The sequence below is a fragment of the Stakelama portus genome (assembly GCF_003171655.1).
Lineage (GTDB): Bacteria > Pseudomonadota > Alphaproteobacteria > Sphingomonadales > Sphingomonadaceae > Sphingomonas > Sphingomonas portus.
This window is the reverse complement of record NZ_QFZL01000001.1, coordinates 814,274-832,313: the sequence shown is the minus strand read 5'-3', so window position 1 is coordinate 832,313 and position 18,040 is coordinate 814,274. Positions and strand designations below refer to the sequence as shown.

At 65.6% G+C, this 18,040-nt stretch carries 19 protein-coding genes; 12 read left to right on the top strand and 7 right to left on the bottom strand.

Going from position 1 to position 18,040, the window contains the following annotated elements:
* Positions 1-179 precede the first annotated feature (179 nt).
* On the top strand, positions 180-1,577 hold the full coding sequence (locus DKB74_RS03860) for a leucyl aminopeptidase family protein (RefSeq protein WP_109806748.1): 1,398 nt from the start codon (positions 180-182) through the stop codon (positions 1,575-1,577).
* A 45-nt stretch (positions 1,578-1,622) separates the two neighbouring features.
* Here the strand turns inward: DKB74_RS03860 and DKB74_RS03855 are convergent, their stop codons facing one another.
* Together DKB74_RS03855 and tpiA are read right to left on the bottom strand one after the other, a co-directional pair.
* Positions 1,623-2,021, bottom strand: a complete 399-nt coding sequence (locus tag DKB74_RS03855) for a GFA family protein (protein ID WP_109806747.1) — start codon at positions 2,019-2,021, stop codon at positions 1,623-1,625.
* Positions 2,018-2,758, bottom strand: coding sequence for a triose-phosphate isomerase (gene tpiA, locus DKB74_RS03850; protein WP_109806746.1), 741 nt, complete (start codon positions 2,756-2,758; stop codon positions 2,018-2,020). Before tpiA ends, DKB74_RS03855 begins: the two co-directional genes overlap by 4 nt.
* 122 nt (positions 2,759-2,880) lie before the next feature.
* Between tpiA and DKB74_RS03845 the strand changes: the two genes are divergently transcribed.
* Both DKB74_RS03845 and trpE read left to right on the top strand, forming a co-directional pair.
* Entirely contained in the window at positions 2,881-4,821 is a 1,941-nt protein-coding gene (locus tag DKB74_RS03845) for a peptidylprolyl isomerase (protein WP_109806745.1), read from the top strand.
* Between the two features lie 7 nt (positions 4,822-4,828).
* Positions 4,829-6,334 carry an anthranilate synthase component I gene (trpE, locus tag DKB74_RS03840; RefSeq protein WP_109806744.1) on the top strand — a complete coding sequence of 502 codons (1,506 nt, stop codon included), beginning with the start codon at positions 4,829-4,831 and terminating at the stop codon, positions 6,332-6,334.
* A 24-nt stretch (positions 6,335-6,358) separates the two neighbouring features.
* Here the strand turns inward: trpE and DKB74_RS03835 are convergent, their stop codons facing one another.
* The gene (locus tag DKB74_RS03835) at positions 6,359-6,781 is read right to left on the bottom strand and encodes a hypothetical protein (RefSeq protein WP_109806743.1); all 423 of its coding nucleotides are present in this window, start codon (positions 6,779-6,781) and stop codon (positions 6,359-6,361) included.
* A 170-nt stretch (positions 6,782-6,951) separates the two neighbouring features.
* On the opposite strand from DKB74_RS03835, the gene DKB74_RS03830 reads away from it, so the two are divergent.
* The gene (locus DKB74_RS03830) at positions 6,952-7,290 is read left to right on the top strand and encodes an energy transducer TonB (protein ID WP_161956788.1); all 339 of its coding nucleotides are present in this window, start codon (positions 6,952-6,954) and stop codon (positions 7,288-7,290) included.
* Between the two features lie 62 nt (positions 7,291-7,352).
* On the opposite strand, the gene DKB74_RS03825 is transcribed toward DKB74_RS03830, so the two are convergent.
* Both DKB74_RS03825 and DKB74_RS03820 read right to left on the bottom strand, forming a co-directional pair.
* The gene (locus DKB74_RS03825) at positions 7,353-8,105 is read right to left on the bottom strand and encodes an SDR family oxidoreductase (RefSeq protein ID WP_109806741.1); all 753 of its coding nucleotides are present in this window, start codon (positions 8,103-8,105) and stop codon (positions 7,353-7,355) included.
* A 438-nt stretch (positions 8,106-8,543) separates the two neighbouring features.
* Positions 8,544-8,951: a hypothetical protein gene (locus DKB74_RS03820; protein ID WP_109806740.1), complete on the bottom strand. Its 408-nt coding sequence runs from the start codon at positions 8,949-8,951 to the stop codon at positions 8,544-8,546.
* Between the two features lie 128 nt (positions 8,952-9,079).
* Between DKB74_RS03820 and DKB74_RS03815 the strand changes: the two genes are divergently transcribed.
* The 6 genes from DKB74_RS03815 to DKB74_RS18680 all read left to right on the top strand — a co-directional run bounded on the left by DKB74_RS03815 (position 9,080) and on the right by DKB74_RS18680 (position 13,124).
* Positions 9,080-9,844 carry a phosphodiester glycosidase family protein gene (locus DKB74_RS03815; RefSeq protein WP_205007833.1) on the top strand — a complete coding sequence of 255 codons (765 nt, stop codon included), beginning with the start codon at positions 9,080-9,082 and terminating at the stop codon, positions 9,842-9,844.
* Between the two features lie 10 nt (positions 9,845-9,854).
* Positions 9,855-10,439: an anthranilate synthase component II gene (locus DKB74_RS03810; protein WP_109806739.1), complete on the top strand. Its 585-nt coding sequence runs from the start codon at positions 9,855-9,857 to the stop codon at positions 10,437-10,439.
* A 102-nt stretch (positions 10,440-10,541) separates the two neighbouring features.
* Entirely contained in the window at positions 10,542-11,528 is a 987-nt protein-coding gene (trpD, locus tag DKB74_RS03805; protein ID WP_109806738.1) for an anthranilate phosphoribosyltransferase, read from the top strand.
* A complete protein-coding gene (gene trpC, locus DKB74_RS03800; RefSeq protein WP_109806737.1) occupies positions 11,525-12,313 on the top strand; it encodes an indole-3-glycerol phosphate synthase TrpC in 789 nt (262 codons plus the stop codon). The genes trpD and trpC overlap by 4 nt, the downstream gene beginning before the upstream one ends.
* 115 nt (positions 12,314-12,428) lie before the next feature.
* Positions 12,429-12,908: a cyclic pyranopterin monophosphate synthase MoaC gene (gene moaC, locus DKB74_RS03795; RefSeq protein WP_109806736.1), complete on the top strand. Its 480-nt coding sequence runs from the start codon at positions 12,429-12,431 to the stop codon at positions 12,906-12,908.
* A 78-nt stretch (positions 12,909-12,986) separates the two neighbouring features.
* Positions 12,987-13,124, top strand: coding sequence for a hypothetical protein (locus tag DKB74_RS18680; RefSeq protein ID WP_154670827.1), 138 nt, complete (start codon positions 12,987-12,989; stop codon positions 13,122-13,124).
* A 3-nt stretch (positions 13,125-13,127) separates the two neighbouring features.
* Here DKB74_RS18680 and DKB74_RS03790 read toward each other — a convergent pair whose 3' ends face one another.
* Complete coding sequence (locus DKB74_RS03790; RefSeq protein WP_109807104.1) at positions 13,128-13,700, bottom strand: DNA-3-methyladenine glycosylase I; 573 nt, start codon at positions 13,698-13,700, stop codon at positions 13,128-13,130.
* Positions 13,701-13,940: 240 nt separating this feature from the next.
* Here DKB74_RS03790 and DKB74_RS03785 point away from each other — a divergent pair, with 240 nt between their 5' ends.
* Positions 13,941-15,131 (top strand): molybdopterin molybdotransferase MoeA, encoded by a 1,191-nt coding sequence (locus DKB74_RS03785; protein WP_109806735.1) that lies wholly within the window; start codon positions 13,941-13,943, stop codon positions 15,129-15,131.
* Between the two features lie 59 nt (positions 15,132-15,190).
* Positions 15,191-15,871, top strand: coding sequence for a transcriptional repressor LexA (lexA, locus tag DKB74_RS03780; protein ID WP_109806734.1), 681 nt, complete (start codon positions 15,191-15,193; stop codon positions 15,869-15,871).
* On the opposite strand, the gene DKB74_RS03775 is transcribed toward lexA, so the two are convergent.
* A complete protein-coding gene (locus tag DKB74_RS03775) occupies positions 15,865-17,979 on the bottom strand; it encodes a ComEC/Rec2 family competence protein (RefSeq protein ID WP_338062879.1) in 2,115 nt (704 codons plus the stop codon). The two genes, lexA and DKB74_RS03775, sit on opposite strands and share 7 nt — an antisense overlap.
* Positions 17,980-18,040: the final 61 nt, after the last annotated feature.

Here is an 18,040-nt window from a genome sequence, read left to right as displayed (position 1 = left end):
CTCAGCGTGTCGCGCGGCCAGTTCGGCGCGTCGCGGCTTCAGGCAATGCGGAAACAGGCCGCTCGCGCAGATCGTTCCATGGTGTCCCGAGGAATTTTTTAACCATCGCGCATGCGGCATCGCCGCGCTTGCCACTTCGCCACTAGGCGAAGCCTGTCGGGCGTCCTAGATAGCGCGGCATGACTGATCTCTCGTCGCTGCTTCAGGCCGATCGCGGCCAATCCGCCCGCACCATCCACCTGGTCGATCCCAAGGGGTTCGACGCATGGCTCTCCGGGCAACCGCCGCGGGCCCGCGCCGCTGCCGCCGCGCAGAAGCTGAAGCCTACCGGCTATGCCAGCGCGATCCTGCCCGGCGACGGCCCCGAAGACTGGTCGGTCGTCACGGTGGTCGCCAATGTCGACAAGCTGTCGCCCTGGTGCCTTGCCAAGCTGGCGGAAACGCTGCCCGAAGGGACGTATCGCGTCGAAGGGCGCGAGCCCGGCCCCTCCGGCTATGGCTGGCTGACCGCGCAATATCGTTTCGACAAGTACAAGACCTCCGACAAGCCCGCGACCGGCCCACGCGTCCTGCTGACCGGCGAAGCGGCATCGATTCCCGAAACGCTCCGCCTTGCCGAAGCGACGTTCCTGCTGCGCGATATGGTCAATACCGGCGCCGACGATATGGGCCCGGCACAGCTCGAATCGGTCGCCGAAACGCTGGCGAAGAAACATGGCGCCAAACTGACGGTCACGCGCGGCGACGGAATCGAAAAAGGCTATCCGATGATCCACGCGGTCGGCAAAGCCGCCGGCAAGGGTCGCGAACCGCGCCTGATCGAAATCGAATGGGGCGATGAAAGCCACCCGCGCGTCGCTTTGGTCGGCAAGGGCGTGTGCTTCGATTCGGGCGGTCTCGACATCAAGCCTGCTTCGGGCATGCGGCTGATGAAAAAGGATATGGGCGGTGCGGCAACGGTGCTGGCGCTCGCCGACCTGATCATGGGTGGCAAGCTCCCGGTCCGGCTTCACATGCTCGTCCCCGCGGTCGAAAATTCGGTGTCGGGCGAAGCGTTCCGCCCGGGTGACGTGCTGCGCACGCGCAAGGGGCTGACGGTCGAAAACAGCAATACCGATGCCGAAGGCCGACTGATCCTGGGCGATGCGATCGTCAAGGCGGGCGAAGCCAATCCCGAATTGCTGCTCGATTTCGCAACGCTGACCGGCGCGGCGCGTGTCGCGCTGGGCGCTGACCTCACCGGTCTGTTCGCCAATGACGAGGCGCTGGCGACCGACCTGCTCGCTGCAGCGAACAGCGAAGCCGATCCCGCATGGCGCATGCCGCTCTGGGATCCCTATGACGAAATGCTCAAATCCGATGTCGCCGACATGGTGAATGCAGCCGAAGGCACGCCGTTCGGCGGTGCGATCACTGCGGCGCTGTTCCTGCGCCGCTTCGTGCCCGAAGGCATCGCCTGGGCGCATCACGACATCTTCTGCTGGCGCCAGGCCAACAAGCCCGGCCGCCCCAAGGGCGCCGACGCAGTCAGCGTCCGCGCCACCTACAAGATGCTCAAGGACCGCTACGCCAACTGACGAACGACCGCGCCTTCCCTCTCCGGAGGGAAGGCGCGAGGCGCTTCAGTCGAAATGCGCGACCGGCCCGGTGATCGCGACCCAGTCTAGCTTGCGTCCTTCGAACACCGAATATTCGGGGATCGGCAAGGTGCCGGGACCGTCGAACAGGCCGATCGGCAATGCCGTTACCCCCGGCATCGCATCGACCCGATAGGCGATCGCCACGCCGCAACAGTCACAGAAACGATGCGTGAAGCGGCTGCCACTTTCGCCGACGCACGACCATTCGCGCGTCACGCCTTCGATCGTCACGGCATCATCGGGGAAACGCACCTGCGCGGCAAAGGCGCTGCCGCTGCGGCGCTTGCAATCGCTGCAATGACAGACGGAAACGCGGATCGGCTCGCCGGCGCAGGTTGCGACAACCGCGCCGCAGCGGCAACGCGCGCGCCGCGCCGTCACCCCGCCGCCGCCTCGATGATCGGCACGAATTTCTCCGCGGTCAGGCTCGCTCCGCCGACCAGACCGCCATCGACATCCGAAAGCGCCAGGATCGCGGCGGCGTTGGCCGGGTTCATCGACCCGCCATAAAGGATACGGATCGTGTCGGCGGCATCGGCTCCCGCCAGTTCCTGCACTTTCGCCCGGATCGCGCCGTGAGTCGCGGCGATTTCCGCTTCGGTCGGCGTCTTGCCGGTGCCGATCGCCCAGCGCGGTTCATAGGCGATGGTCAGCCAGTCGCCCCTTGCATCGCTCGGTATCTCGGCGATCTGCGCGGCGACCACCCGGTCGGTTTCACCGGCATCGCGTTCTTCCTCGGTTTCGCCGCAGCACAGAATGACATGCAGCCCCGCCGCGCGCGCCGCCGCCGCCTTGGCCCAGGCATCGTGGCTGGTTTCATGCTGGTCGGCGCGCCGTTCGCTATGGCCGACGATCACCAGGGTCGCACCCGCTTCCTTCAGCATTTCCGCCGAAATACAGCCGGTATGCGCGCCGCTGCCGCTTTCATGCACGTCCTGCGCACCGATCGCGAACCCCGGCACGGCCGCAACCGCCGGCGCGATCAACGTAAAGGGAACGCAAATCGCCACATCGACGCCCGGCTTGGCGGTGGCAGTCGCCGCGATCGATTCGATTTCCTTGAGCTGGGCCTTCAGCCCGTGCATCTTCCAGTTGCCGGCGACGAATTTGCGGCGCATGCGGATCTCCCCTTACCTGCAATCGGGACGGCGATAGCAAAGACTGCCCCCTGCACAAGCTTGAAGGGCGGCGCGCAGGGCCCTAAAGCGTCGCGATCACCCCCTCCATCGAACGGCTTTTCATGCTCAGCTTTTTCCGAAACATCACCAAATCGCGCATCGGCCTGATCGTGGTGTTCCTCGTTCTCGGCATTATCGCGCTGGCATTTGCGGCAGGCGATGTGACCGGCATGCGCAGTGTCAGCACCGGATCGGGCGCCGTCGTCGCGCGCGTCGGCGATCGCAACATTACCGAGAAAGAGCTGAAGGACCGCGTCCAGATCGCCATCGACAATCTGCGTCGTCGCGGACAGACCGTGACGGTCGAACAGTTTCTGGCTGCCGGGGGGCTGGAGCAGGCGCTCGATCAGCTGGTCAATTCCTCCGCGATCGAACAATTCGCGCGCGCCAACGGCATCATGGTCGGCGATCGGGTGATCGACGGAATGCTGGCCAGCAACACCGCATTTCAGGGTCCGGACGGCAAGTTCGACCAGAAACTCTATGAATCGATCCTCGCCCGCGAACGCATTGCCGAAGGCGATCTGCGCGCGGATCTTCGTTCCTCGACCTATGTCGACTGGCTGGTCGGCCCCGCCTCCAACGCCCAGCAGGCGCCTACCGCGCTGGCAATGCCCTATGCCGCATTGGTGGTCGAAGAACGCAAGGGCGCGATCGCGTTCATCCCGACCGCCGCGATGGATCCCGGCGCGGCGCCGACCGACGAACAGGTTTCGCAATATTATGAGCAGCACAAGGCGCAGTACACGATCCCCGAACGCCGGGTGATCCGCTACGCGATGGTGTCGCCCGAAACGCTGGGCGATCGCACCAAACCGACCGAGGCGGAAATCGCCCAGGCCTATCGTGCTGCCGGCAATCGTTTCGCCGCCACCGAAAAGCGCAGCATCGATCAGGTGATCGTCGCCGATCAGCAGGCTGCGCAAAAGCTCGCCGATGCGGTCAAGGGCGGCCAGTCGATCGACGCCGCCGCGCGCGCCGCCGGGCTGGAACCCTCGTCGTTCGACGACACCGAAAAGGCCGAATTCGCCGAACAGACCTCGCCTGCGGTGGCCGACGCCGCGTTCGGCGCGGCACAGGGCAGCGTCGTGGGCCCGGTCCAGTCGCCGCTCGGCTGGCACGTGCTTCGCGTCACGTCGGTGGAGCAGGTCGCGGCCCAATCGCTCGCTCAGGCGCATGACACGCTTGCCAAGGAAGTCGCCGACAAGAAGCTGGTCGAAGCACTGGTGGCCGTTCGCGATCAGATCAGCGATTCGATCGCCGATGGCAGCACGTTCCAGGAAGTGCTTTCCGACACCAAGCTTCAGGCGCAGTCGACCGAACCGGTGCTGGCCAATGGCCGCAATCCGGACAAGCCCGATGCCGAACCCGACGCACAGATCGCGCCGGTCGTGCGCGCCGGTTTCCAGATGGACGTGGGTGGCGAGCCCCAGATCGTCGGTATCGACGACACGCATTTCGCAGTCGTGACCGTCGGACGCGTCGTTGCCGCGACGCCGCGCCCGCTCAAGGATATTCGCGATGCCGTGGCCCGCGACTATCGTATCGACAAGGGCGTCGCCCAGGCGCGCGAAGTCGCCGCGCAGGTCGTCGAGGCAGTTGCCAAGGGCAAATCCTTCGAAGACGCGCTCGATGCCACGCGCAAGGTCTATCGCTATGAAAATATCGACGTCTCGCGTGCAGAGCTCGCCCGCGCGCAACAGCAGCAACAGCAGATTCCGCCGCAGATCGAATTGCTCTTCTCGATGACGCCGAAAAAGGCGCGACTGATCGAGGCACCGCAGCGGCAGGGATATTTCGTGGTCTATCTCGACGCGATCGAACAGCATGACCCGCGTAGCCAGCAGGATCTCATCCAGGGCGTGCGGGGCAGCATCGCACGCGGCGTCGGCGATGAATTCGCGCAACAGTTGCTCACATCGATCCAGCGCGATCTGGGCGTGAAGCGCAATCAGGACGTGATTGACCGGGTTCGCAAGGACCTGCTCAGCCAGGGTAACTGATCGGCCGATGCACGAAGGGGACGGCGCCGCGCGCGAAGCGCTGAAGGCAGGGCGCCCGGCGCTGCTGTGGACGCGACTCGTCGCCGACACCGAAACGCCGGTCGCCGCAGCGCTCAAGCTGATCGAACCGGGCCGCGGCGATTTCCTGCTCGAATCGGTCGAGGGAGGATCGGTACGCGGTCGCCACAGCCTGATCGGGCTCGCCCCCGATCTGGTGTTTCGCGCGACCGGCAATGATGCGGCGATCAACCCGCACTGGCTGACCGACCGCGAAGCATTTGCGCCCTGCGATCAGCCTGCGCTCGGCGCGTTGCGCGATCTGGTCGCGCAATGCCGGATGGACGTGCCCGCGCAACTGCCGCGCGCGCTTGCCTGTCTGGTCGGCTATTTCGGCTATGAAACCGTCGGGCTGGTGGAAAAACTTCCCCGCCCGCCGGCCAATCCGATCGACGTTCCGGATATGATGTTCGTGCGGCCCACGGTGCTGCTGGTAATCGATCGGCTTGCCGATGCGCTGTTCGTCGTCAGCCCGGTCTGGCCCAGATCGGGCAGCGATGACGCAGCCATCGCCGCCGCGCACGACCGGATCGACGCGACCATCGCCCGGCTGCACAGCACGCCGCTGCCCGCCCCGGTGCGGATCGACGAAGCGCCCGAAATCGCACTCGAACCCGTGCTGCCGCCGGGCCGCTATGCCGATATGGTCGCTGCGGCGAAGGAATATATCGCGGCGGGCGACATTTTTCAGGTCGTGCTGGCCCAGCGTTTCACTGCGCCCTTCGCGCTGCCGCCGTTCGAACTCTATCGCGCGCTGCGCCGCGTGAATCCCTCCCCGTTCCTCTATCATCTCGATCTGCCCGGCTTCGCTCTGACCGGATCGAGCCCCGAAATTCTCGTCCGCGTGCGCGACGGCGAAGTCACGATCCGCCCGATCGCCGGCACCCGGCCGCGCGGTGCGACTGCCGCCGAAGACGCCGCCAATCGCGCCAGCCTGCTCGCCGATCCCAAGGAATGCGCCGAACATCTGATGCTGCTCGATCTTGGCCGCAACGATGTCGGGCGCGTCGCATCGGCGGGCAGCGTCACTGTCACCGATCGCTACACCGTCGAATTCTACAGCCATGTCATGCACATCGTGTCGAACGTGGTGGGGCAGTTGCGCGACGATCGCGACGCACTCGACGCGCTGTTCGCGGGCTTCCCGGCAGGCACGGTATCGGGCGCGCCAAAGGTTCGCGCGTGCCAGATCATCGCCGAGCTGGAGGCCGAAACGCGCGGCGCCTATGCCGGTGGCGTCGGCTATTTTTCGCCCGACGGATCGATGGACAGCTGCATTGTCCTGCGCACTGCGGTCGTAAAGGACGGCACCATGCATGTTCAGGCGGGCGCCGGCATCGTCGCCGACAGCGACGCCGCCTATGAACAGCGGGAATGCGAGGCCAAGGCCAGCGCCCTGCTCGCCGCCGCACGCGAAGCGCTCACTCGCGCGGCGGAACCGGGTTTCGGGCAGTAACGGCGGGCGGCGGCGCCGCGCCGTTCAGTTTTCTTCGAAATCCTCTGCGCTGCACGGCTCGCCCTTGAACTCCATCCGCACCGCAACGAACGGTTCGGTCCCGCGATTCCGGATCGCATGCAGCCCTTCCGGCCCGATCGACACGGTCAGCGCAGGCGGCATGGCCGGCGCGTCCTCGCTCCCGGTCATCACCGGCGCACCCTGTTCCAGGTGATAGGTCATATAGGTGATGGGTTGCGGCTGTTCGAAATACATGATGCTGGGCCAGCAATGGAGATGCACCGGCTCGGTTTCGCCCGCCGGGATCACCACGCGCAGCACGCGGACCTTGTCATCCTCCATCAGGATCTGGTGGCTGTCCGGCGCGGCCACCACCGCATCGTAGTTCGGCGTTTCGTAATTCGGATGGTCCTGAAATGCGGCGGCCAGAAGAAGCAACGTCAGCATGAACTCTCTCCCGATCAGCGCGAATGGAGAAACAACGGATTACAGGACTGTGCTTGGGCTTAAGCCGTCCGACAAGCGATTTTCGCTGATCGAATCGGTCGCGTTCTTGGCAGACGATGTTCCAGCGCATAGGCTCACCCCAAACCACATCGGAAATGGAGGAGGTGACCGTGCTGCTTTCGCTCGGACTGATGTTTGTACTTCAGGACCATGCGGCGCCGCCCGCTCCGACGCCGATCCATGCCGACCGGTGGATCAGCAGCGCCGATATGCCGCGCGGTGTCGAGCCATTCGATGATGCGCGGACGGTGGGCTATGTTCTGGAAGTCGATGCCCATGGTCAGGTCACGCGCTGCGCGATTTCTCAGCCGACCGATTCATGGCGGCTCGACGTGACCACGTGCCGCCTGTTGCCGCAGCGGGCGCAATTCGAACCCGCCAGGGATGCCGACGGCAATCCGGTGACCAGCCGATATGAAGGCCGCTTCACCTGGGAATGGAACCGCTAGGGATTTGCCACGCCTCCCGCGCGTCCCTGAATCCGCGCGTCCCTGCATCCATCACCGCATGGTCAAGTCTTCACCGCCGCGTTTCCACCATCGGCCCACAAGGCCGAACCTGTGACGAAGCTCGACATATCACTGGCCAGAAAGAGCGCCGCCTGCGCGATCTCCTCGGGTTCTGCGATCCGTTTCATGGCGTGAAGGCCGGCAGCCCATTGGCGTTGTTCGGCATTGCCGGCCATCTCGGTCGCCGTACCGCCGGGCAGAAGCGCGTTGGCCCGAATTCGCATTGCGCCATAATCCGCCGTTATCCCTCGTACCAGGCCCATAAGGCCCGCCTTCGCCGCGCCATATGCGGCCATTCCCGGCAAACCGGCACTGGTGCCGACGAAGCTGCCGGTAAAGATCAAGGTTCCCGCACCCCGCGCCTGCATCGCCGGAATCTGCGCACGCGCGCCCAGAAATGCGGCAGTCAGATTTGTCGCCAGCACGTCCGACCATTGCTGCGGTTCGATTTCCGCGAGCGGCACCATCGCACCAACCGTCCCGGCATTATTGAACGCGATATCCAGGCCGCCAAAGGCGGATTGGGCGGCAGTCACTGCTTCACGATGTGTGCGCTCGTCCGTGACATCGCCCGCGACAGCCATCGCCTGTCCGCCGGCTTCGACGATTTCACCGACCAATGGATCCAGGCGATCCTGTCGACGGGCGACAAGAACGACGGCGGCGCCGCTTGCGGCAAACAATGTTGCCGCCGCGCGACCTATTCCCGAACTCGCCCCGGTAATTATGGCGACCTTGCCCTCTATCAGCTGCATTCGGCAACTCCATCTGTTGAAACAGAGTCTTTAGGAATCGCAGTGCGCCGGGGCTTCCCGTTTTCCGCTTTCAAACTGGTAACCAGGTCTCACCCCCCGCTTCTCGGTTCTTCAGATGCCGATAGGTTGCCATGACCTTGCGTGGTTGGGCCAAGCCCGTCCTTTAGAGGCAGGTTTACGCCAGAGCGATCTGCCTGAAGCGCAATGGCGCGGCCTGCCAGAGCGCAGGCCGCATCGAGCGCGTGTTCGGACAGCGCACGATCAACCGCGCCATCGCCACCCGATAGGATCAGCTAGCTCGCGATGGTCTTCCCGCCACCGCTGGATACCGGTTCAAATTCGTCCACGCCGCCCGGCAAAGCAACGACACGGCGATAATTCAGAAACAACGGGGCGTGTTTCACACCTGGTACGCAATCACGCCCCGATGTCGCAAAATCAGGGGATCGCGGACTGGCGCTGCTCTTCGTCCAGCCGTTCCTGCGCCCATTGCTGGAGCTGCGCGCGCGTGCAGCCCGACTGGCCGCCCATCCCGATCGGCGAACAGCTTCCCGGCAGACCGGCGCGGTTCACGTCCTCGACCACTTCGACCCGGCGTACCCAGCTGGAGCTGGCGCCGGTCTGGCTGCGCTCGCGAAATGCCTCGGGAATGCGATAGGGCGAATCGCCGCCCTTGGCGCAGACGACGATTTCGTCGTCCGACTGCGGCGGCGGGCAGCTTTCGTCGCCATACAGAATGACGTTGCGGATTCGCGTGGGCGCATCCTGATTGGCCGCGTTCTGAGCCGGCACGTCCTGCACGGGCATCATCATCAGCGCCAGCAGCGAAAACGATACGAAACTCATTCCATCCTCCCAAACAGGTTCGGCATAAACCCAGTGAAGCGGTTCTTGGCCTCGCACTGTGGCGGCGCTAGGGCAAGCGCATGTTTCCCGCTTCGACCGGCATGCGTCGATTCCCCAGATGGGGACGAATGCTGCTGGTACCAGTTCTGTTGGCGATGATTTCCGCCTGCCATGGGCAGAACCCTGCCGCGCGCAACGGGCAAGCGGCGGTCACGCGCGCCTGCGAATCGATCCGTTTCGAAGGCTCGCCCTTCACCATTTGCCATGCCGAGCGTGGGCGGCATCGTATCCGTCTGGTCGATCGCAATGCCGATGGCGTGCCGATGCGCGACTTTCCCGCGCTCGAATCGCGGCTGGGCAGCGACTGGCCGCGCATTGCCTTCGCCATGAATGCCGGCATGTTCGACCGGAGCGGCGCGCCGATCGGCCTCTATGTCGAGGAAGGCGAAGAAACCAAGCCGCTCAACCGGCGCGAGGGGCCGGGCAATTTCCACTTGCTCCCCAATGGCGTGTTTTGGGGCGATGCAAAGGGCTGGCACGTCACCGAAACCGAGGATTTCGTCCGCGACCGGCCCGATTTCCCCGGCTTCGCCACCCAGTCCGGGCCGATGCTGGTGATCGACGGCAAGCTCCACCCCGAATTTGCCGATAACGGTGTGTCGCAACTGGTCCGCAACGGCGTGGGCGTGGACAAGCACGGCGATGCATGGTTCGCGATCAGCGACGCGCCGGTATCGTTCGGCCGGTTCGCACGCCTGTTCCGCGACCGGCTCCATTGCGACAATGCGCTGTTCCTCGACGGCGCGGTTTCACGCCTGTGGGATCCGCCCGGCGGCCGCCGCCAGGTCGGCGTGCCGATCGGGCCGATTGTCGTCGTGACGCAGAAGGAGTAGCGCTTCGCCCATGATCCTCGTCATCGACAATTATGACAGCTTCACCTGGAACCTGGTCCATTATCTGATGGAGCTGGGCACCGAAGTGAAGGTGGTGCGCAACGACGCGCTGACCGCCGCCGAAGCGATCGCCAGCAATGCGCAGGCATTCCTCATTTCGCCCGGCCCCTGCACGCCCAACGAAGCCGGCATCAGCCTCGATCTCGTCGCTGCCTGTGCGCAGGCGGGCAAGCCGCTGCTCGGCGTATGCCTGGGCCATCAGTCGATCGGCCAGCATTTCGGCGGCAAGGTGGTGCGCGGCGGCCTGATGCACGGCAAGACCTGCCCGGTCGACCATGACGGCACCGGCCTGTTCGCGGGCCTCCCGTCGCCCTTCACCGCGACACGCTATCACTCGCTGATCGTCACGGACATTCCCGACAGCCTGGTGGTCAACGCGACCGCCGATGACGGTTCGGTGATGGGATTCCGCCATGCCGAACTGCCGATTCACGGCGTCCAGTTCCATCCCGAAAGCATCGCGACCGAACATGGCCATGCCATGCTCGCCAATTTCCTGACGCTGGCGGGGATCGACGCGAAACAGCTCGCCTGAACGGCGCGGCGCGGACAATGCCTGCGCCGCCGCTTGCCCCGCCCCAAACAGGAATTGCTCGACACGCGCCGATGCGCCCGGAATAGAGGCGCGGTGACGATAATGACACCCCTTCCCGACCCCGCCACGCCGCTGTCGCGCGAAACCGCCGCACAGGCCTTTGCCGACATACTCGACGGCAAGCCATCGGACGCGGCGATTGCCGACTTTCTCCTCGCGCTCACGCTGCGCGGCGAAACCAGCATCGAAATTGCCGAGGCCGCGCGCGCGATGCGCGACCGCCTGATCCCGGTCGAAGCGCCGCCGGGCGCGATCGACGTGTGCGGCACTGGCGGTGACGGGCACCACACGCTCAACGTCTCCACTGCGGTCGCGCTGGTCGTCGCGGCGTGCGGCGTGCCGGTCGCCAAGCATGGCAATCGCGCCGCCTCTTCCAAATCGGGCGCGGCGGATACGCTCGAAGCGCTCGGGCTCGACCTCGATCGCGCCAGCGCCAAGGCCGAGGAAACACTCGCCGATATCGGCATCGCCTTCCTGTTCGCACAGAAACACCATCCCGCGCTGGCGCGCATCGCCCCGATCCGCAAGGCGATCGGACGGCGGACGATCTTCAACCTGCTCGGCCCGCTCGCCAATCCGGCCCGCGTCCGCCGCCAGCTGATCGGCATCGCCAGCCCGCGTTTCGCGCCCGTCTATGCCGAGGCGATCGAGCAACTCGCGCTCGACGGCGCGGCAGTCGTCGCGGGCGAAGAGGAACTGGACGAGCTTTCCTGCGCCGGGCACAGCCTGATCATCCCCACCGGCGATGTCAGCCTGCCGCGCCGCGTCGCGCCCGAGGATGTCGGCCTGCCGCGCCATCCGCTCAGCGCGATTCGCGGCGGCGGACCGGCGGAAAACGCCGCCGCGCTGCGCCACCTGCTGCTCGGCGAACCCGGCGCCTATCGCGACGCAGTGCTGCTCAACGCCGGCGCTGCGCTCGTCGTCGCGGGCCATGCCGCCGCATTGATCGACGGCGTCGAACAGGCGGGCGAAGCGATCGACAACGGGCTTGCCAACGCGCTGCTCAACTGCTGGATCGCTGCGGTATGAGTACGATGCTCGACCGGATTCTCGAAGCCAAGCGCGAGGAAGTCGCCGCGCGCAAGGCCGTGACCACGCCCTTGGAACTTGCCGAGCGCATCGCCGCGCAATCGCCGCCGCGCGGCTTTCGCGCCGCGCTCGATGCAAAGGTTGCGGCGGGCGGCTATGGCCTGATCGCTGAAGTCAAGAAAGCCAGCCCTTCCAAGGGGTTGATCCGCGAAGATTTCAATCCGCCCGAACATGCCCGCGCCTATGCGGCGGGCGGCGCGGCGTGTCTGTCGGTACTGACCGACGAGCGCTGGTTTCAGGGGCATGACCAGTTTCTGATCGCTGCCCGCGCGGCATGCGACCTGCCGGTGCTGCGCAAGGATTTCAATATCGATCCCTGGCAAGTGACCGAAGCACGCGCGATCGGCGCCGACGCGATCCTGATCATCGTCGCCGCGCTCGACGATGGTCAGATGGCGGAGATCGAAGCTGCCGCGATGGAACAGGGCATGGACGTGCTGGTCGAAGTCCATGACGAAGCCGAACTCGAACGCGCGCTGGCGCTCCGATCGCGGCTGATCGGGGTAAATAACCGTAACCTCAAGGACTTCTCGGTCTCTTTTGAACGCACCTATGAGCTGGTCGGCAAGGCGCCGTCGGGTTGCACCTTCGTCGCCGAAAGCGGACTTGGCGGGCGCGCCGACCTCGACGCGATGGCCGATCACGGTGTCCATTGCTTCCTGATCGGCGAATCGCTGATGCGGCAAGCCGATGTCGAAGCGGCGACACGGGCGCTGCTCGGGTGACCGCCCGGCACGCTTCCCTGTGCCCTGAGCTTGTCGAAGGGCTGTTCTTCTCGGATCTCCATCGGAGCAACACCGCGCCGAATACAAGATTCCGGCATCGGCGGGGCGACCACGCATGACCAACCTAACCCATATCGATGCCACCGGCGCGGCGCAGATGGTCGATGTGTCGGACAAGGCCGTGACGTCGCGTCAGGCGATCGCCACCGGGCGCATCACCATGACGTCAGAGGCCGCAGCCGCAATCCGGGAAGGCAGCATCAAGAAAGGCGACGTCCTCGCCGTCGCGCGGGTCGCCGGCATCATGGCGGCAAAGAAGACGGCGGACCTCATTCCGCTCTGCCACCCCCTGCCGCTCACCAAAGTGACGATCGACCTGACACCCGACGATAGCGGCGTGACGGCCACCGCCACGGCACGCACCGACGGCAAGACCGGCGTCGAAATGGAAGCATTGACTGCCGCCACCACGGCCTTGCTGACTATCTATGACATGGCAAAAGCCATCGATAAGGCAATGATAATCAGCGATATTCGCCTGCTGGAAAAAACCGGAGGCAAATCCGGCGACTGGAAAGCTGCCGATATCGGTTAGCGTGCAACATCCCCCTGCCGCAGCCTTTTGGCCCGATATGCGTTGCAGGGCAGAATTTCAAAAAAAGGGATCGCGTCCATGAAGAAAATCCTCCTGGCATCCTTCACGCTGATCGCAGCGGCCACGTCTTCGGGCTGCGTCGCACTGGTCGCGGGCGCTGCGGGCGCTGGCACGGTCGCCTGCACCGAAAAGGAAATCGACTGCCCGCTCGATTGAGCGTCAGGCTGTGGCCTCGCCGACCGCATGGCCGCGAAAACAATCGGGCGCGTGATCGTTGACCATCCCCACTGCCTGCATCCAGGCATAGACGATCACCGGCCCGACAAATTTGAACCCGCGCGCCTTCAACGCCTTGGAAATCGCCTCGGAAGTCTCGGTTTTTGCCGGCACGTCGACGCCGTCATTCTCCACCGGCACGCCACCCGCCAATGCCCATGCCCAGGTGCCGAAATCCTCGCCGCGCGCCGCCATGTCGCACCATATGCGCGCGGCGGCGATCGTCGCTTCGATCTTGGCGCGGGCGCGGATGATGCCTTGGTCGGCCATCAACCGTTCGACATCGTCCGGCCCGAACGCGGCGACCTTCACCGGATCGAACTCGGCAAAGGCGCGCCGAAAGCCCTCGCGCCGATGCAGGATCGTCCGCCAGCTCAGCCCCGCCTGAAATCCTTCGAGCATCAGCATTTCCCACAACATCCGCGAATCGCGCACCGGAACGCCCCATTCGCTGTCGTGATAGGCCGCCATAACCGGGTCGCCCTGCGCCCAGGTGCATCGCTTCACGCTCGCCATCATGCCGCCTTTCGAATCTAGCTACAGGAACATATCGGGAACGATTAGAGCAATTGCAATCGCCCGACAATGTAATTTCCACTGTCCTACACCGCCGCGCCTATGGCAGGACCGCGCGATGGCCATCCGACATCTTCTTTGCATCCCGACCACACGCGTGCGTGCGCACATATGCGCGCGTACGCGCGTCACGGTGCGAACCAATGCGAACTTGATACGCTTTTCCGCGGTTTTCGGACAATGAGCGGCGCGCCCCTGCTGCCGGTCGATCAGGCATTCGATCGCCTGCTCGCACTCGCGCCCGCGCTGCCGATCGAGCATCTGCCCTTGGCCGATGCAGCGGGCCGCTGGGCCGCTGGCGATATCGCCGCGCTGCGCACGCAACCGGTCAGCGATCTTTCGGCGATGGACGGCTATGCGATCCGCCATGCCGACCTGCCCGGCCCCTGGGAAATCATCGGCGAAAGCGCGGCGGGACGCAGCTTTGCCGGCGCCGTAAACACGGGTCAGGCGGTGCGGATCTTCACCGGCGCGGTCATGCCCGCCGGGGCCGATTGCGTGCTGGTGCAGGAGGAAGCACGGCGCGACGGCACCAAGCTCCATCTCGATGGCGACGGCCCCGGCCATGTCGGGCGCAATGTGCGGCGGCGCGGGCTCGATTTTTGCGAAGGCGACACGCTGATCGCGGCGGGTCAGCGACTAACGCCTGCCCGCGTGGCGCTGGCGGGTGTCGCTGGCCATGGGCGCTTGCCGGTGCGGCGCCGCGTGCGCGTTGCGATCGCCGCCACCGGGGACGAACTGGTGCCTGCCGGATCGCCGGTCGGCCCTGCCCAATTGCCCGAAACCAACCGGCTGATGATCGCGTCGCAACTTGCCGGAATGCCGGTCGAAATCATCGATCTCGGCATCCTGCCCGACGATCGGCCCGCGCTCGAAACCGCCTTTGCCGCGCTCGACGCCGATCTGCTCGTCACATCGGGCGGTGCGTCGGTCGGCGACCATGATCTGGTGCAACCGGCGCTCAAATCGGTCGGCGCGCAGATGGATTTCTGGCGGATCGCCTTGCGTCCGGGCAAACCGATGATGGCGGGGCGGCTGCGCGACGCCGTGGTAATCGGCCTGCCCGGCAATCCGGTTTCGGCGTTCGTCACTACGTTGCTCTTCGTCCGCCCGCTGGTCGCGGCGCTGGCGGGCGATGCCGATCCCCGGCCCAAAGCGCGCGCGGCCATGCTCGGCGAAGCGCTTCCGGCCAACGGCCCGCGCACCGATTATATGCGCGGCGAATTGCGCGACGGCCGCGTCCGCGTCGCGGCGATTCAGGACAGTTCGATGCTGCGCACGCTTGCCCGCGCCAATTGCCTCGTCCTGCGCGCGCCGCATGCACCGGAAGCGGCACCGGGCGACATGGTGGACATCCTCGACCTTGCTTGACAGCATGTGGAACATTGCATAAACGTTCCATGTCTGTTCCGAGGAAGGGTGTCGCGGAAATGCTTACCAAGAAGCAGCACGAACTCATCTGTTTCATTGCCGATCGGCTCGACGATACCGGCGTTTCGCCGTCGTTCGAAGAGATGAAGGACGCGCTCGACCTCAAGTCGAAGTCGGGTGTCCATCGGCTGATTTCCGCTTTGGAAGAACGCGGCTTCCTGCGTCGCCTGCCCAATCGCGCGCGCGCTCTGGAAGTACTGCGCATGCCCGAACGTGGCGATACGAAGAAGAAGCCGGTCGTGCCGACCATCGGCGGCGCGGCGGCATCGCCTGCGAAATCGCTGCCGCAACCCGCCAATGACGTGATCGAAGTGCCGCTGCACGGCCGGATCGCGGCAGGTACGCCGATCGAAGCACTCGAAGGGACCGAAATCCTCCCCGTCCCCGCCGCGCTGCTCGGCCCGGGCGAACATTATGCGCTCGAAGTGGCCGGCGATTCGATGGTCGAAGCGGGTATTTTCGACGGCGATTATGCGCTGATCCGCCGCGCAGCCGAAGCGCGCGACGGCGAAATCGTCGTAGCGCTGATCGACGATGCCGAAGCGACGCTCAAATATTTCCGGCGCGAAGGCGGCATGATCCGCCTGGATCCCGCCAACCGCAGCTATGATCCCCAGCGCTATCGCCCCGATCAGGTGCAGGTACAGGGCCGTCTCGCGGGGCTTCTGCGCCGCTATTGAGGCTTGGGTTGCTGCGCTGCGCTCGGCGATGACCGGCGCGGCGCAGGCCGCCCGGCAACCACCCAGGGGTGCCGGTCGCCGGACAGCAACACTGTCCGCATGGTCGGCGGATCGCGCAACGTCAGGGCAAGCCCTCCGGTGCGGGTCAGCGTCCCGGGGTCGGCGAGCAGCCAGCGTGGCCGGCACGCTTGCGGCATGCGACGGTCCGAAACGAAGATATCGACCGTACCGCACAGGCTGATGAGTTCGGGATAGGGCAGGAAATTGTCGGTCCGCGTCGCCGCGATGCGCCATTGCCGCCCGCCGCTGGTGATATCGGTGACGCAGACATCCTTGCTGCATTTCGCGCCCGGCTGATCGGCCAGAGTCGCCAGTTCGGCCTGCGATCCGGCGGTTTCGCCGAACATCGCCCGCGTATAGTCCCCCGCCCTGCCGCGCAGCAGCGCAAACCGCCCATCGGGCAGGCGCAGCGCCAGATGCCTGCCGTCGCCACTGACGATCAGGTCCGGCACCGGCGTCGCCACTGCCCAGACCGCGCCGATCGCAATCGCGATACCCCCGGCGAAACGCATCCGCGTCCGCCACAGCGCAAGCCACAGCCCGCCCGCAACCATCAGCACGAACGCCGCTTTCGGCATGGTCGGCAATGACGCGACCGATCCCGGCGCATCCGCCGTGGCATGCGCCAGCGCCAGCAATGCCTTCAGCGCAACGCCCGTCAGCCACCATAAGGGCGCACCCAGCCCAACCGCATCGAACACCAACGCCAGCGCCTCGATCGGCATGACGATGAAGGTCGTGAGCGGAATCGCCACGACATTGGCCAGCGCGCCGTAAATCCCCGCCTTGTGAAAATGGAACAGCGCGATCGGCATCAGCGCGACTTCGACGACAAACCCGGTGAGCAACAGCGAGCCAAGGATGCGCCCGCCGCGCCGCCACCATCGCTCTTCGCGTCGGGCGAACCAGCGCCGAACCAGCGGGCTTTCGTGCAACGCAACGATTGCGGTGACGGCGGCGAAGCTCAACTGAAAACTCGGCCCTGCCAGCGTTTCTGGCCAAAGCAGCAGCACCAGCAATGCCCCGGCGGCGATCAGCCGCAGCGTAATCGCCTCGCGCCCCAGCGCCATCGCCAGCAATATCAGCAGCGCCGCGGCGCAGGATCGCACCGTCGGCACTTCGGCGCCGGTGAGCAGCGTATAGCCGATCGCGGCGAGTGCCCCGGCGCCTGCTGCCACCAGCGGCAACCGCACCCGCAACGCCAGCCACGGGCTGAGCGCCAGCAACCGCAGCACCAACAGCATCGCCGCCCCGGTTACGGCAGTGACATGCAGCCCACTGATCGACAGGAGATGCGCCAGACCCGATCGCCGCATCGCCTCCGCATCGTCATCGGAAATGCCGCCGCGATCCCCGGTCGCCAGCGTCGCAGCGATCGCGCCTGCACCGCCATCGATCCGTTCGCGAATATGGTCGGCAAGCCGATGGCGCAATTGCCCGCCGTTCCGCCCCGCCGCGATCACCGTAACACCCGGAAATGCCCGGCCGCTCGCACCCAGCCCCTGAAACCAGGCAACGCGCGCAAAATCATAGGCGCCCGGCACCGATGCCGAAGCGGGCGGCATCAGCCAGCTGCGAAGCCGGATCCTCGCGCCCTGCACCATTCCATCGGGCAAATCCTTCTCGGCAATATTGACGCGAATCCGGGGCGGCAGGCGCGGTTGCGGGTCGGTACGCAGCGTCACCCGCACCAGCTCGCGAGCCGGCAGCGGCTCGACATCGACCACCCGACCGGTCACCGTGAAAACGCCCGGCCGCGCCAACACCGGCGCCGCCACGCTTTCGGCCCGCCACCAGATCAGGCCGCACCCCATCGCAACCATCACCGCACCCACCGCCACGCTGCGCCCGGCGCGCCCGGGCCCGGAAAGCGCAACGGCAAGGAGCGCGACCGCGCATCCGGCCAGAATCAGCGCCCACCATTGTTCAGGTCGCGCCAGGGCAAACCAGCCCGCGATACCCGCGCCCAGCAGCACCGGTATCCACAATATCAGCTGGTCGCGCTCGGCCTCCAGCCAGCGTTCCAGTGCCTCGCGGGCTTTCGACAATCGTGATCGCGCCGCGATTTGAAGCGACGCAAAGCCCGTGCTAGGGGCATGCCCGGCTGAA